Origin of the sequence: Paenibacillus camerounensis, from assembly GCF_000723885.1 — a bacterium.
GTDB lineage: Bacteria > Bacillota > Bacilli > Paenibacillales > Paenibacillaceae > Paenibacillus_AQ > Paenibacillus_AQ camerounensis.
The window spans coordinates 1-15,232 of record NZ_CCDG010000039.1; the positions used below are offsets into that span (position 1 = coordinate 1).

The 15,232-nt window shown below is 54.0% G+C and carries 14 protein-coding genes; 5 read left to right on the forward strand and 9 right to left on the reverse strand.

From position 1 onward, the window contains the following. The coding region (locus tag BN3772_RS14560; protein WP_052380511.1) for an alpha/beta hydrolase at positions 1 to 1,856 on the forward strand (1,856 nt) is incomplete at its 5' end. A 69-nt stretch (positions 1,857 to 1,925) separates the two neighbouring features. Here BN3772_RS14560 and BN3772_RS14565 read toward each other — a convergent pair. Further along, positions 1,926 to 2,981: a lactonase family protein gene (locus tag BN3772_RS14565; protein WP_042200293.1), complete on the reverse strand. Its 1,056-nt coding sequence runs from the start codon at positions 2,979 to 2,981 to the stop codon at positions 1,926 to 1,928. Positions 2,982 to 3,226: 245 nt separating this feature from the next. Here BN3772_RS14565 and BN3772_RS14570 point away from each other — a divergent pair, with 245 nt between their 5' ends. The 3 genes from BN3772_RS14570 to BN3772_RS14580 all read left to right on the forward strand — a co-directional run bounded on the left by BN3772_RS14570 (position 3,227) and on the right by BN3772_RS14580 (position 5,479). Then, a complete protein-coding gene (locus BN3772_RS14570; RefSeq protein WP_042172355.1) occupies positions 3,227 to 3,487 on the forward strand; it encodes a GlsB/YeaQ/YmgE family stress response membrane protein in 261 nt (86 codons plus the stop codon). Between the two features lie 201 nt (positions 3,488 to 3,688). Beyond that, complete coding sequence (locus tag BN3772_RS14575; RefSeq protein WP_042200295.1) at positions 3,689 to 4,195, forward strand: CcdC family protein; 507 nt, start codon at positions 3,689 to 3,691, stop codon at positions 4,193 to 4,195. Positions 4,196 to 4,516: 321 nt separating this feature from the next. After that, the gene (locus BN3772_RS14580; RefSeq protein ID WP_042200296.1) at positions 4,517 to 5,479 is read left to right on the forward strand and encodes an L-lactate dehydrogenase; all 963 of its coding nucleotides are present in this window, start codon (positions 4,517 to 4,519) and stop codon (positions 5,477 to 5,479) included. An 80-nt stretch (positions 5,480 to 5,559) separates the two neighbouring features. On the opposite strand, the gene BN3772_RS14585 is transcribed toward BN3772_RS14580, so the two are convergent. Continuing rightward, complete coding sequence (locus BN3772_RS14585; protein WP_244444750.1) at positions 5,560 to 7,590, reverse strand: methyl-accepting chemotaxis protein; 2,031 nt, start codon at positions 7,588 to 7,590, stop codon at positions 5,560 to 5,562. Positions 7,591 to 7,847: 257 nt separating this feature from the next. On the opposite strand from BN3772_RS14585, the gene BN3772_RS14590 reads away from it, so the two are divergent. After that, positions 7,848 to 8,822, forward strand: coding sequence for a cation diffusion facilitator family transporter (locus tag BN3772_RS14590; protein ID WP_042200298.1), 975 nt, complete (start codon positions 7,848 to 7,850; stop codon positions 8,820 to 8,822). A gap of 90 nt (positions 8,823 to 8,912) precedes the next feature. Here the strand turns inward: BN3772_RS14590 and BN3772_RS14595 are convergent, their stop codons facing one another. From BN3772_RS14595 to BN3772_RS14625, 7 genes are all read right to left on the reverse strand, one after another. Then, a complete protein-coding gene (locus tag BN3772_RS14595) occupies positions 8,913 to 9,272 on the reverse strand; it encodes an ArsR/SmtB family transcription factor (protein ID WP_042200299.1) in 360 nt (119 codons plus the stop codon). 119 nt (positions 9,273 to 9,391) lie between these two features. Further along, on the reverse strand, positions 9,392 to 10,132 hold the full coding sequence (locus BN3772_RS14600) for an ABC transporter permease (RefSeq protein WP_042200300.1): 741 nt from the start codon (positions 10,130 to 10,132) through the stop codon (positions 9,392 to 9,394). 2 nt (positions 10,133 to 10,134) lie between these two features. Next, entirely contained in the window at positions 10,135 to 10,851 is a 717-nt protein-coding gene (locus tag BN3772_RS14605; RefSeq protein WP_042200302.1) for an ABC transporter permease, read from the reverse strand. Then, positions 10,848 to 11,759: an ABC transporter ATP-binding protein gene (locus BN3772_RS14610; protein ID WP_042200304.1), complete on the reverse strand. Its 912-nt coding sequence runs from the start codon at positions 11,757 to 11,759 to the stop codon at positions 10,848 to 10,850. The genes BN3772_RS14605 and BN3772_RS14610 overlap by 4 nt, the downstream gene beginning before the upstream one ends. A gap of 61 nt (positions 11,760 to 11,820) precedes the next feature. Then, on the reverse strand, positions 11,821 to 13,260 hold the full coding sequence (locus BN3772_RS14615; RefSeq protein ID WP_042200305.1) for a sensor histidine kinase: 1,440 nt from the start codon (positions 13,258 to 13,260) through the stop codon (positions 11,821 to 11,823). Further along, positions 13,257 to 13,931: a response regulator transcription factor gene (locus tag BN3772_RS14620; protein WP_042200306.1), complete on the reverse strand. Its 675-nt coding sequence runs from the start codon at positions 13,929 to 13,931 to the stop codon at positions 13,257 to 13,259. Before BN3772_RS14620 ends, BN3772_RS14615 begins: the two co-directional genes overlap by 4 nt. Positions 13,932 to 14,031: 100 nt before the next feature. Further along, the gene (locus tag BN3772_RS14625; protein WP_042200308.1) at positions 14,032 to 15,069 is read right to left on the reverse strand and encodes an EAL domain-containing protein; all 1,038 of its coding nucleotides are present in this window, start codon (positions 15,067 to 15,069) and stop codon (positions 14,032 to 14,034) included. Between the last annotated feature and the right edge of the window lie 163 nt (positions 15,070 to 15,232).

Below are 15,232 nucleotides of genomic sequence, written 5' to 3' on the forward strand. Positions count from 1 at the left end.
GCCTGCTGCGCAGCAGGCGGACTGTCCCGGGTATTGTGCTGGCCGCGGTTATTCTGCTGGTTCCGCTTCCGCTGTACGGTGCAGGACTCAAAGAGCCTGCCGGGGACAGCATTACGGCTGCAGCCGGAGATGTAACTCCGGTTGACGCAGCAGACCCTGCAGCGCCGGGGAGCTACAGCTTCACGCACTTTACTTACGGCAGCGGGAAAGACCTGCACCGCTCCGGATATGGCGCCGAGGTGCCCTTAATATCAGGTTCTGCTGATGCCTCTTCTTACATTAAGAGCTGGCCCAAGCTGCGTACGATTTACTGGGGATTTGATTACACTGCGCTACCGCTCAATGCCCAGGTATGGATGCCTGAAGGCGAAGGCCCGTTTCCGCTGGTGCTGATGGTTCACGGCAATCATATGATGGAGGATTATTCGGAAGAAGGGTACGCGTACCTGGGTGAGCTGCTGGCCAGCCGGGGCTTCACAGCGGTATCGCTGGATGAGAATTTCCTGAACTATTCCGCCTGGTCCGGGATTCCGGATAATGACTTCAAGGTGAGGACCTGGATGATTCTGAAGCATCTGGAGCAAATCGGGGATTATGCGGAGCAGCCGGGCAATCCCTTCTATCAGAAGGTCGATTATACCAAAACCGCACTGCTGGGCCACAGCCGCGGCGGCCAGGCGGTTGCAATGGCTGCTGATGCCTCGCGCTGGTTCAAGGATGATCCTGTCCTGGCGGTCACAGACCAGTTCACCATCTCCTCCGTCATTGCCCTGGCTCCGACCGATAAAGCCATCGATGACCAGCAGGCCCGGCTGAAGGATGTCAGCTATCTGACACTGCAGGGCGCGCGGGACGGAGATGTGCATGATTTCTACGGTGACCGGCAATATATACGCTCCAGCTACTCCAGCGGCTCGCCAGCCTTCAAAAGCTCGCTCTATATCGCCGATGCCAACCACAGCCAGTTCAATACCGACTGGGGGTTATATGACCAGACCCTGCCGGCCGGCCTGTTCTTAAGCCGGGCGCAGATTATGGACGGGGAGCAGCAGCGGCAGATAGCCAAGGCGTACGTATCTGCATTTCTTGAGACTACCCTGCATGGACAGAGTGTATACCGGGATTTATTCCGCGATTACCGCAGCGGACTGCAGTGGCTGCCGGATACGGCTTATTACAGCCGCTTCCAGAGCGGAGACTACATCCCTGTAGCGAACTTCGACGAGGACCGGAACAAAAATACGGCAGCCGGCGGAACAGCGTCGGTGGACGGCCTAAGCTGGACTGAAGAAACCGCCAAGGACCGGGAATCCAAGAGCAAAGCAACCTATGGCCTTGTGCTTGCACATGATGCCGGAGCGGAGGAAGCCGGCTCTTACAGCATCACGCTTAAAGACAGCGTTGTCCGGGAGCTTGCAGAATCAGGTGCTGCCGGATTGACCTTCTCTATGGCAAACCGGAATGCCGACAATCCAGCAGAAGAAGATGCAGAACCGCTCGTCGCTGAAGCCGCTGCCCCGGCACCTGATGTCGAGGTTGAGCTGACCGACAGCAATGATGTCCGCGCCCGCCTGCCGCTGGATGAGGTGATGGACATTCTGCCGCTCCCGCAGACAGAATTCACCCTCAGCCCCTGGCTGGAGGGGAGGATCAGCGACGGCAAATACGGCGACCTGTCGGAAGCGGTATTCCAGACCTATGAGCTGCCCTTTGAAAGCTTCCTGACAGAAGAACCCTCCCTTAACACGGAGGAGCTGACCGAGATTACCTTCTACCTGCAGGAGGAAGGCGACCGGATTATGCTGGATGATATCGGCTTCTATACCGGGCATGATGGCCCCGGCGGATTATATTAGTCTGCTCTTATTCCTATAAGAAATACTCAAGGGCCTCCCGTGCAGCTATTCTGCAGTGAGGCCCTTCTTTTATTGCGGCAGAGGAATTACGCAGACCGGTGAAGCTGCTCCCAGCTCATATCCCGTAGGAATCAGGCGCCCGCTGTCATTATCAATCCGGAAAGAGACAATATTGCCGCTGTCCTGATTGGCGGCGAGCAGCATGCCGCCGATGATGGCGAAATTGCGCGGCGTCCGTCCGCCTGACTTCACCCAGTCGCCCGGCTTCAGCAGTCCCGTAGCTGTATCTATATAGAATAAAGCGATACTGTCGTGCCCGCGGTTGGATGCATACAGGAAGCGTCCGCAGGGTGACACATGAATATCTGCAGCAGTATCATCACTGCCGGCGGTATAACTCTCCGGCAGTGCGCTGATGCTCTGCAAAAGCTTCAGATCACCCTGCTGCTCATTGTTGGCAAACACCGTAATGGTGCTGTTCAGCTCATTAATCAGATAAATCCACTGCTTCGACGGGTGAACCGCCAGATGGCGCGGTCCTGAGCCCGGCGGCAGGTCAACCTCACGGTGTGTCACCAGCTTGCCGTCCTCAAGCCGGTAGATCAGCACCTGATCTATTCCTAGATCACATACCAGCACCCGTCCGCCGGTGCTGTCAGGAATGACAGAATGCGTATGAGGCGCATCCTGCCGGTCCTGGCGTATGCCTGAGCCTTGATGCTTTACCTGGCCGGACATGTCCCTGAGAGAACCGTCGGCATTCACCGGAAAGGCATTCACATTGCCGCCGCTGTAATTAGCAACGAATATGTAATCATCCTGCGGAGAGACTGACACATAGCAGGGTGCGCCGCCGTCTGTGCCTTTGCCTCCCAGCGGCTGCAGTGCCCCTGTGCCGGCTTCAACAGCAAAAGCATGAACCTCTCCCTCATCCTGCTCGCTTACAGCATAAAGTACAGTCCCTTTTCCGTTCAGCGCCAGAAAAGACGGATTCTGGATACCTTTATGCCCGCCCAGCACCCGCATCTCTCCTGTATCCTCATTCAGGGCTCCCAGCAGAATAGCTTCTTGTTCTTTGCTATTATAAGTACCAATATAAAATAACGCTTCGTCAGGCTGTTTCATGGCCGTATCTCCTTTGCGGTAAGCAGCAGCTTATTATTTGCACTTATTCACTTATTATATACCCTCTGCAGCGGATTCCGCTCCTGCTTCTATTCCTGTTATATCAGCATAACATGGTTATATACCCCTCACACAGCCTGTGTTAAACACCCATTAATACAATATTATCCACATGGTTTAAACGCATTGCTTGAGGTTAATAGTAGACATCGAAGTTAACACAAACCTAAAGGAGCTGAAGCAAAATGAGTTTACTATGGATGCTTATTGTAGGCGGCGTAATCGGATGGCTGGCAGGACTGATTATGGGTAGAGACATTCCGGGAGGCATTATCGGCAACATAATTGCCGGTATCCTTGGTTCATGGCTTGGCGGCATGCTGCTGGGCAGCTGGGGTCCTAAAATCAGTGACTTCTACGTCTTCCCGTCCCTTATCGGTGCGATTCTGCTGATCTTCATCGTCAGCCTGATCCTTCGTTCGGTCGGCGGACGCAGCCGTTCTTAAGCTGAATGAAGCATAGCCTGGCATCTGCCAGGACACATACCTAGACAAGAACCCGCCGGGGGCAGCCCCGGCGGGTTCTTTGTATATTCTTACAGACAATCGGCTCCGGCGGAATAGACGCTGCGGCACATTCTGTTTACAAAAGTTTTTCTGCTATAATGAAGAAATAAGTGACACAAATCACAGAGAGGAACGTGGATTATGGGCAATATTAACCCTTCGCTTCTGCATATAGGCTCTACGCTGGGAGCAGTGTTTATGGCGCTGATGGTTATTTTTATCCGCATGAAGGCAAGTGCTCGTCCAGTGACTATCCGCAAAATATGGATTCCGCCGCTGGGCATGTCAACAGGCTTCGCCATGTTCGTGGTGCCTGAGGTCCGTTTTCCCTGGTGGTGGGCCGTGCTTGCCTTTCTGGTCGGCTGGTTCATTTTCGCATATCCGCTGATACGCAGCACCAAATTCGAAGAGCGGGACGGCCTGATCTACGCCCAGCGTTCCAAGAGCTTTGCTTTTATTCTGCTCGGCCTGCTGCTTGTGCGCACCGTGCTTCATGAGTTCATCAACCGGTATATCTCCGTTCCGCAGTCCGGCGGCCTGTTCTTTATTCTGGCCTTCGGGATGATTCTCCACTGGCGGGTGTTCATGTATAAGCATTACAACCTTATCTCTCCGCCGCAGGCCCGCATCCCGCAGCCGCGGAGTTAAGGCTGTACTATCTGTATATTATACCCGTACCGATGCACGCCAGAGCATTCCTTTCCCCTTAAGGGACAGGGAATGCTTTTTTAGGTTATAGAGGACCTTGCGGCACCGCAGGTGAAGCAGGAAGATAATTTTACTTCAGGTTTGTCAACTTTTATCCCTTATCCGCAGCTCACGCATACAATAGTAATATACAACCGCCCGGATTTTTCAACTTGATGTCAGGTAACTTGCGATGAGATCAGGTAAAATAAAACCATACTTAACCTCCGGCTTCTACAGGCGGGGACCGGGTATTACTTTTAGAGAGTGGGGACAAGGCAATTGAAAACAAAATCGAGAAAAGTGGCAATCGTCGGCTCCGGCAATGTAGGCTCCAGCTGTGCCTATTCCATGGTCAATCAGGCGATATGCGATGAGATCATGATGGTCGACCGCACCTATGACCGTGCGATGGCACAGGCGCTTGACCTCTCGCATTGCATGGATTTCACAGGAACCAGAACCAAGGTCTATGCCGGTACAGCCGGCGACTGCGGCAGCATGGATGTCGTCATCCTCACAGCAGGTGCTAATCCCAAGCCCGGACAGACAAGACTTGATGTGCTGGATGCCGCCGCTGTTATCACCAGAGAGATTGTCACCGAGATTATGGCCGGCGGGTTTGACGGGATTTTTGTAGTTGCTGCCAATCCGGTTGATATCGTCACATATATGGTATGGAAAATTTCCGGGCTGCCGCGCCACCGCATTATCGGAACCGGCACCTCCATCGACTCCTCCCGCCTGAAGACACTGCTCTCCGATGTGTTCTCCATCGATCCGCGCAGCGTCAACGGTTATGCGCTCGGTGAGCACGGTGAATCCCAGTTCGTCGCCTGGTCGCATGTTACGATCGGCGGCAAGCCGCTGCTGCAGATCATGGAGCAGCACCGGGATCGGTTCAGCGGGCTTGATCTCGATGATCTTGCCCGTAAGACGAAGGATGCCGGCTGGGAAATCTTCACCCGCAAGGGCTCGACCCATTTCGGCATCGGCAGTGCGCTGGCTTACATCACCCGCTCCATCCTCAATGACGAGCACAAAATCATTGCCGTCTCCGCTATCCTTGACGGGGAGTACGGCCAGACCGGGGTCTGCGCCGGCGTGCCGGCCATTATCAGCGGCGGCGGTATCCAGGAGCTGCTTGAGCTGAATCTCAATGAGCAGGAAGCTGCCAGATTCAGCTCCTCCTGCGGCATTATCCGGGCCGGTATCGACAGCCTGCAGCTGGAGGAGACCGTATAGGCTCTGCCCGGCAACAGCAAGAACCCCCTCTATTCATAGCACTGCGCTATGGCGAGGGGGTTCTTTTTTATAACATCAGCTTAAGAGTATCTGCCGACTTCTTCCTTCAGCTCAGCCATCATGGCTGTGAGGGCCTCCGCTTCAGACACCACCTTACCCATCAGCTCTTTCTGCTCTACAGAAGCCTCAGCTACCAGCTCGGCGTTCTCTGCGGAAGCCTTGGCAATGGTCAGCATATCCGTAACAGATGCCGTAATCTCTTGCGTGCCTGCAGACATCTCTTCGTTAATAGCCGATACATCCTGGATCTGCAGGGAAACCTCGCGCATGGAGGACCTTATATGCTCGAAGGAAGCTCCTACGTGGTTCATCTTGTCCATTCCGTCACCAATCTCTGTAATGCTCTTGTCCATGGACGCTGCGGCATTTGCCGTGGAAGACTGAATTTGCCGGATGAGCTCAACAATATGCACAATCGACGTATTTGTACGCTCAGCCAGCTTTTTCACTTCATTTGCAACCACGCCGAAGCCGCGCCCGTGTTCGCCCGCTCTTGCGGCCTCGATGGAGGCGTTCAGCGACAGCAGCCCGGTCTGATTGGATATTTCAGAAATGACATCCACAATCTGTCCGATCTGCCCCGACTGCTCTGTGAGGGTTGCAATCAGCTCCGAGGTCTGGCCGGCAGCAGCACTGATTACCTTCATCTGTTCAAGTGTCGACTGAATCCCCAGATAACCCTGTTCCACCTCACTGTTCACGCTCTCCGCCTGGTCAGATACATTAACCGAGGATTCAGCAATCCGCTGCAGGCCGATCGCCATCTCTTCCGTAGCCCGCGCAGACTGCTCTGAGCCCTTGAACTGCTCTTCCATCCCGTGAGCAACTTCCCTGATAACTTCGGCAATCTCTGCGGAGGTGTTGGATGAATCATTGGCATATTTCAGCAGGCCCTTGGAGGAAATCGCAACCTCAGCCACTGCTGCGTCAATCATGCCGACAATACCGGACAGAGATTCAATCATTTCGTTAATGCCCTTGCTCATCACGCCGATTTCATCGTTTGAGGTGACAGCCACCCTTTCGCTTAAGTGTCCCTCTGCAACCTTTTTCACTACCTGGGAGATAGCAGTCACCGGTTTAACCATCCGTTTAGTCAAGTAAAGCGCCAGCAATACAACAGCCAGAATTACAACTACCAGGAAGATGACGGCAATCATCTGTGCTGATTTCACCTTGGCATAGATTTCACTTTCGGGCACGTTAATCATCAGCTTCCAGCTGGTTCCCGGAACGTTCTGGTAATAAGTAATGACCTGGCTGCCGTCTTCGCCTTTATAGGTTTCGGAGCCGCTTTGTCCGGCCAGAATTTTTTTCAGTGCTGCCTTCATTTCGGCTCCGCCGGCGTATTCCGCAATATTTTTTCCGATACGCTGCGAATCATAGTGGGCATAATAGGTTCCGTCACCAGATACAACATATCCGTATCCGCTGTCAGCAACCTTAATATCCTTGCTCATCTCAATCATCACTTCGGGTGTAACCGAGAACGCTATGGCACCGGCGAACTGCTTGTCTGCTCCGGTAACCGGAACCACTATTGAAATAACATACTTGCTTAGGGGCTCAAGGTAGCTCATATCCGCCACAGCCGGCTGCAGGGTCTCTTTTGCCTTCAGAAAATAGTCCGCTGTCCCCATCTCGGCTGTCAGACCCAGCATATTGGTCAGCAGCCCGTCCTTATTAATTACGCTGTAGCCCTCAGACTGCCTGTCACTGTCCTCAATCACCTTAATGGCCGGAAATATGGTAGCCGGATTTGAAGTGTCGAATTCGGGATGCTGCGCAGCCAGCTCCTGCACCGCTGTGGTTTTGGACATCAGCCATTCATTAAGACGGGAGGTGTTCATTTCCAGAATTGTCTTCGCGTTCGTTTCACTGTCCTCTTTGGTCACCCCGCCGAAATAGGCTGTAAAAAAGAGGGTAGACCCGAGTAACGGTATGATCGATATGGCCAAAATAATCAGAGACCATTTCCGCTGCATCGAGGCTGTTTTCTGCGTTTTTGCTTTCATTTTCATTTTTGTCCAAAGCTTCACTTCTTTTTCCACCTTTAGTCCTCCCAGCAGTATTAATTATCAGCTTCCATTTGCTGTAAATCTATACTGTTATATCGGCAAGAACAGACATTTTCCATTATATATAGCATTAAAAATAAGCCCATAGACCCACATTTTGGAATATAAAAAGGAGGTTTTTTCATATTTGCGGCATGCTAATGAAAACTATTCTTGCAATTATGCCCTGGCAGGAATAATATTAATATATGAGCAGTTATTCATATGTTTGAGAAGAAAGGGGTTTACTTATGAATCAGCACCGCCACGATCACGGCCATACTGGCCATACAGACTCTCATAATCATAGTCACGGGCACCCTCACAACCACTCTCACGGACATGCCCATTCCCACGCCCCGGCAGACCGCAAAGGCCTGCTGATCGCACTAATTATTACCGGCGGGATTATGATTCTGGAATTTTTCGGGGGATTGATTACCAACAGCCTGGCGCTGCTGTCTGATTCCGGGCATATGCTCAGCGATACCGCTTCGCTGGCTTTAAGCCTGGTTGCAATGATTTTTGCCGTCAGACCGGCCTCGGCCAGGAATACCTACGGGTTCTACAGGTTCGAGATTATGGCTGCCCTGTTCAACGGCGTTACACTGTTTGTCATTGCCGGGTTCATTATGTGGGAAGCCTTCAAGCGCATCGGATCGCCTCCGGAAGTAGCGAGCGGGACTATGATGATTATCGCCGCAGTCGGTCTGCTCGCAAATCTGGTCAGTGCATGGTCGCTGATGCGTAAAAGCAAAGGCCATGAGAACATCAATATCCGCAGCGCCTATCTGCATATTGTCAGTGACGCTCTCGGTTCTGTCGGTGCCTTGCTGGCCGGACTGATCATGTCCCTGTTCTCCTGGTATCTCGCCGATCCTATCATTAGTGTGGCCGTTGCCCTCCTAATTCTGCGCAGCGCCTGGGGCGTGGTGAAGCAAGCCTTTCACATTCTGATGGAAGGCGCTCCCGATTCCGTGAATACTGATGCAGTCCGTGCCGCACTCCTTACCCTTGATGGGGTTATAGAGGTTCATGATCTTCATATCTGGAGCATCACCTCAGGCCTGAATACGCTGAGCGGCCACCTGCTGATAGAGGAGCACCGCAGCCATCAGGATATTCTGCAGCAGGCTGTAAGACTGATTGAGCAGGAGTTCAGCATCCGGCATATTACGCTGCAGGTGGAGAATTCCGCAATGCAGCACGGAGACTTGCCAGTGTAGCCTGAACTGCAGATGGGTGACTCATACTATGCACAAACAACCGTCCAGGGAGTTAATCACCCCAAGGACGGTTGTTTGTCTGCAGCCAATCTATTCGTGCCGGATATGCTCATGCGTCTGCAGGAAAATCTGCTCAACATGCGCGTCGTTCAGTGAATAAAATACGGTCTTGCCTTCTTTACGGCGTTTTACAATCCGCAGGTTGCGCAAATAACGGAGCTGATGGGAGACCGCCGACTGCCCCATATCCAGAATGGAGGACAGATCGTGCACGCACAGCTCCTGCTGCGATAAGGCGTAGATCATCCGCACCCTGGTAGGATCGCCAAGCGCCTTGAACATCTCGGCCATTTTATCCGTGGTTCCCCGGTCAGGCATTGTGAGCGCCGCTGTCTCCGGCTCCGAGCCATTGCATGTGTTGTCGCATTCTTCAAGTGCTGCCGGTTCCATGCTTCCGCCCTCCTAGTTAGCTTTCTCCGGTCTTGCCGGTCCTTAATCAGATTCTCTACGATTAATTATAGAAAAAATGTCCGGGAATGTCCATGGAGAAGGCTGGGCGGAGCGGCATTTCAAACCGCCTTACGCTGGAAATACAGCAGGCCGCCGCCCAAAAATACAATCAGGCTGACGGATACTACCAGCATCAGCGTCTGCGCCGGAAGAACGAACGCCCCGAAGCTCTCGCCTCCGAAAGGGGACATAGCCAGCAGCGGCTGGACCCATGGATAATAAGGCCCGTATGTAGCCGAATTGACTACCAGAATATTGGGGAGGGTCAGGCTTACGTTGAGCGCCAGCGGTGCGCCGAAGCTGCTCCACCCCTGGGATACACCAAGCTGCAGTGCAGCAAGGGGCAGACAGGCGAACCAGCCGCCCAGCAGGCTTGAGATTAGCAGGGGCCAGGGAACTGCGCCCTCCGCTCCGCGGTACAGCCCGATACTAAGCAAGACAATAAAAAAGACCAGTTGGACGCAAGCCAGCAGCGCCATAATAATAGTGAATTTGGCAACATAAACCGCTGTCCTTGTTACAGGAAGAGACAGCAGCATCTTCCAGCCTCCGTCACTGTGCTCGGCCCGGCAGATGAGTGCCGCAAAGAGGCCTGTAAGCACTGGAAGAAATAATAGCGCATGCATCATTGACATGACATTCAGCAGCACCTGCCAGGAGACCGGCTCCCCGTCCTGCCGGATATCAGCCAGCGCTCCTACCGGCAATGCTACTAAGGGGCTGATGCTCACCAGCAGCCAGATAAAGGACCTCGACAGCTTCAGTCTCTCCGCCGAGAGGATTCTTATAAAGCCCCGCATGTTCAATCCACATCCTTTCGCGCGAAATGAACGGCTCCCGGCAGGATCATCAGCAGGCCGAGCAGCAGACCCGATGCGATGAACAGCCAGGGTGACTCTGCTTCCCAGGCTAGAACAGGCCAGTTAAGCGGCATCCATTCAGACAGATACATGGAAAAGAGGCTGAGCAGTGACAGCGTAATTCCTGCTGCCACCGGAAAGGTCTGATTGCGGCTGGATACAGAGAGCCACAGCTGCAGGGCAATTATCGGGAGTGCCCCGGCATAGGAGGCAAAGCCCAGCCTCAGGATGTCTGCATAGGGGATGGCCTGGATGCCGAAGCCGAGCAGCAGACCCAGAGCCAGCGTACCTGCGGACAGCAGCAGACAGGAGCAGACCAGCAGCAGCAGGCAGAGCAGCAGTTTAGCCATATATACGGCGGTCCGCGAGACCGGCAGTGCCAGCAGCTGCTTCCATGAGCTCATCTGATGCTCGACATTTGCAATCAGGGAGCAGACCAGTGTTCCGCCCAGGTACAGGGCAATCGGGACGAAGCCGGCTACATTGCTGAGCAGCCCGCCCCATAAATCAGCCTGGTACTGCTCCTTGAGATAATCATAACGGAGCCCGAAATTCAGCCCCTGCATCGCCGTAAGTCCCAGCGGCCCCAGAAAGACCAGAAACCATAGGCCTTTGCCGCGGATTTTGAGCCAATCGGCCGAGAGCGCCCGCCACATCATGATATACCTCCCTCAATAACCTGCAGGAAGAACTGCTCCAATGACTGACGGTGTTCCTCTACCCTGTAGACAGCATGCCCGTTCTCCACCAGCTCCCTGACCAGCAGCGCCACCCGTGCATCACTCATCCGGGGCAGAACGATTCTGCTCTCCTGCAGTGAGCCGCCGCAGCCACTTAGCGACGACAGCTTCAGCGCAGCCTCAGGCTCAGAGACGGTCAGCCGCAGCTCACCTGCTGCCTGCTCCTGCAGATGGGCAATGGTATCCTGATAGATCATGGTGCCCTGGCGGATAATGCCGACGGTATCAGCCATTTGCTCAATCTCGCTAAGCAAATGGCTGGAGACGAGGACCGTAATACCATATTCAGCCGGAAGCCGCTTGATCAGCGAGCGGATCTCCTGAATCCCGGAAGGATCAAGCCCGTTCGTCGGCTCGTCCAGAATAAGCAGCTCCGGGCTGCCCAGCAGCGCTGCGGCTATACCGAGCCGCTGCTTCATGCCGAGCGAGAAGCCCTTGACCGGCCGCTTCTCTTCGCCGGTCAGCGAGACAATGTCCAGTACCTCGGCAATCCGGGCCTTAGGCACATCCAGTATCCGGCGGATGGCCTCCAGATTGTCAGCAGCACTCAGATGCCCGTAGTAGGACGGCGACTCTACAAGCGAGCCCACCCGGCGAAGAATTTGCAGCTTATGCTTCCGCAGCTCCTTGCCGAATATTTGAATATCACCGGAAGTGGGCTGGATCAAGCCCAGCAGCATGCGGATGGTTGTTGTTTTGCCGGCGCCGTTAGGGCCCAGAAAGCCGTAGATTTCCCCCTGGCCGATGTTCAGATCCAGCTGCTCCACGGCGGCCCGGCCGCGGTATACTTTTCTCAAGCCGTTTGTTGTGATAACTGTTGATTTCATTAGTCGTTCACCTCGGTATTCAGCATAAAGCCCCAAGGTTAAAGCCGCAGCCGCAGCAAGTTTAAATTTTGTTTAAATTTCGCTCCTGCGGCAGATAGAGTATAACTGAAGTCCCCTCCGGGGAGCTGTCCGTCTTCCAGGCAAGCCCCATAGGCTGGAGCAGTAAACCGACGATTGACAAGCCGAGTCCTGCACCAGACGCTTCGGATGTGCTGCTTAGCCCCTTCCCCCTGTCCGAAATGATGATTACGCCAGTACCTTCGCGTATTTCTGAACGGACTCCTACATACCGCCCGCTGCCCGCGTGACGCACAATGTTCTGGAAGAGGTTATCAAGAATCCGCCGGAACCAGCTCTCATCAATATTCCGGTACACCGGCTCCTCCTCCAGTTCAATTTCCACCTCAAAGCCTTCTTTCTCCCATAGCGGATACCAGGCCGCTGCGCTTTCCCGAACAATCCGCAGCACATCCTTACGTTCTGCCTTAAGCGTCATCCGGCCGCTGCTGAGCAGGTTGAAAGCCAGCAGATTATCAATCAGGCCGCTGAGGCCTTCCATCCGTTCATCCATCAGCGCAATGGATTCCCGCCCGCGCTGTGACATTTCTTCTTTACCCAGGACATGGAGATGGCTGCGTATCACGGTCAGCGGAGTCCGCAGATCATGCGACAGATTGGCCACCAGCTGCTTGCGCAGCCCTTCTTCCTCCGCCTCACGGCGGCGGCTGGCCAAAAGCTCCGCTACCATGTAATTAAAGGCTTCCTCCAGCCGGCCTATTTCATCGGCTTTGCCGGGTTCGATAGGCCGGGGAATGCCGGCACCCCCTGTGAAGCTCATTGCTGTCTGCAGACGCAGCAGACGCTTGCGGATTCTGGTAAAGAACAGCCAGGAGGCCGCAGCGAACAGTCCGAAAAAGATCAGCAGAAACAGGATATACCACGAACCCAGACTCTGAAAACGGTAGGCTTCAGTAATCTCAGCCGGGATCTGCATCACCATGAAGCCTTTGCCCGCATCCGCACGGTCGCCGACAAAAGCGACAATGGCCAGCGGCTTCCGCATCGCCGCCTCCTTCATGAAGGCGATGGCCTCAGGCGCATTCCACTGCGCAGGGATTCTGTCTGTACCCAGCTGTTCCTGAAGCTGCGGATCATCCGGGGAATGAATGAACCGGGTCTGTCCCTGACTGTCCACCCAGAACACTGCGGCCAGCGGATAGCTGCCGCTTAACTCCTTAAGCCGGCGGTCAACCGCTTCCGCCGTCTGCCCCGATAGCTCCAGCGCCTCCTGATGCCATTGCTTCTCCAGGACACTGATGTTGGAATACAGCTCATATTCCTCCGGGGGCTTATCGGCTGCCGAGATACTGAACAGGTTATAGCCCGCAAAGGTAAGCGGAATGCCGACAGGAATAAACAGCAGGGCACCCATGATGATTAGCAGATACCTTGAGAGCAAGGATTGCCGGCGCCCGTTCTGCTCCTTACTCCTGCTGCTCATGCCCTCACCCGGTAACCGATCCCCCGGACCGTCTCAATGATCTCCGGGGCAGCCGGATTAAGCTCCAGCTTCTCACGCAGATAGCGGATATGTACCATCAATGTCTTATCCCCTTCAATATAAGCCTCGCCCCAGACAGCTTCATAGATCTGTTCTTTGGTCAATATCTGCCCGAGATGGCGCAGCATAAAGGTAAAAATCTGAAACTGCTTGCCGGTGAGCAGAATCTCCCTGCCCGTTGCAGCCTCTTGAATAACATTGTTGCCCTCATAAACAATAAGATGCTTAAGGGCAAGCGCTGCCGGCTCGGCAGCGCCGGTGCGCCGTAAAAGAACCTCAATCCGGGCAGCCAGCTCATCGGGATGGAACGGCTTCGTCAAATAGTCATCCGCGAACTCCAGACCCTGCAGCTTGTCGTCTATGGAGGTGCGGGCGGACAACATCAGAACCGGCAGGCCGGGATAGGCCCGCTTCAGACGTTGTCCGACAGTGAAGCCGTCCAGCCCTGGCAGCATGACATCCAGTACAGCCAGCTGGCAGCCTGCTGCCGCTTCTATGGCACCCTCACCGCTCAGCAGCCAGCGGACTGCGTACTTTCGTTCGCGCAAATCTGCAGAAACGGCGTTTCCGATATCCCGGTCATCCTCCACATACAGCAGTGTAATGCTCATAGTACCTCCTTTTCTTATTGCAAAACATTCTAAGTTCGTAAATAATCCCCGGGCCGGCGGATAGACCGCATGTGCTCCGGGGAATATGTACATCGTATGGTTATGCGCTGAATCCGAAGTCGGCCGGCGGCTTGTCCAGCGGCTTGCCGAAGAGATAGCCCTGGGCAAGCTCGATGCCGATATCCCGGCAATACTGGAACTCCTCGCGCCGTTCTATGCCTTCAGCCAGCACGCTTGCCCCGAAGGATCCGGCACGGCTCATAATATCGCGAATCGTATTCTGCTTGCGTTCATCCTGATCACAATAGCTGATCAGATTGCGGTCAATCTTCACATAATCCGGCTGGAGGCTGGACATGACCTCCACAGTCGAGTAGCCTGCACCGACATCATCCAGCGCGACCCTCATTCCCTGTCTGCGGTATTCGGCAAAAATCGCCTGCAGATGATTCATATTGCTGATCTTCTCTGTCTCAACCACCTCGAACACGAAGTCCTCCGGGTCCTGATTCAGCCTGGCAATCGTTTCAAAGGTATGGGTAAGACAAAAATTAGGATTATAAATAGATGACGGCAAAAAATTAACGAAACGCTTGATGCCTCTGGGCAGCAGTCTCGCACTGGTCTCAATCGCTGAGATCCGGGCGGCACGGTCTAAGAAAGAATGAAAGCCGGTTTGGCGGGCAATCTCAAACAGCTCGTAGGGCTGGAATGCGCTCCCCTCAGGCAGCGGCCTCAGCAGCAGCTCAAAGCCGATAATCTCTTCGGCAAAGTTCACGATAGGCTGCATATGGCTGGTAAAATCATGATTGGAAATGATGGAAATAAGATTGTCATTGGCAAACCTTATTTCTAACTGCTCCAGGGAAACCCAGCGCTCTGCCGTCATCCTGCCTGACCTGCCGCTGATGCACAGCCTCAGGGAAGTACCGGCTTGCTTTTGCAGCAATTCAAGCAGCCTCAGCAGCTCAAAAAGCGCTTCTCTGGAAGCATACGTGATCATTCCCGTATTCTTCACTCCTGTAAACTCTACTCCTGAAGCTCTTAACGCGGAGGCAAGTACAAAGGTACACGGTTTAAACCGGATTTCCCCCTCATCCTCCACCGGCTCTATTGCAGAGCAGTCCCTACAGTCCATAGACATCCTCCCTCGCATCAAATGTCGAACCTTTAGTGAAGCCATTATATCATGATTTGCCAATTTCCAGCCATGCGGCGGCACAAAATGACATCCTTAACTGTTTCTTGCAGACACGTGCTATTCACCGCTAAAAAGCCACCCGCTGAACCGGAGTCCGCAA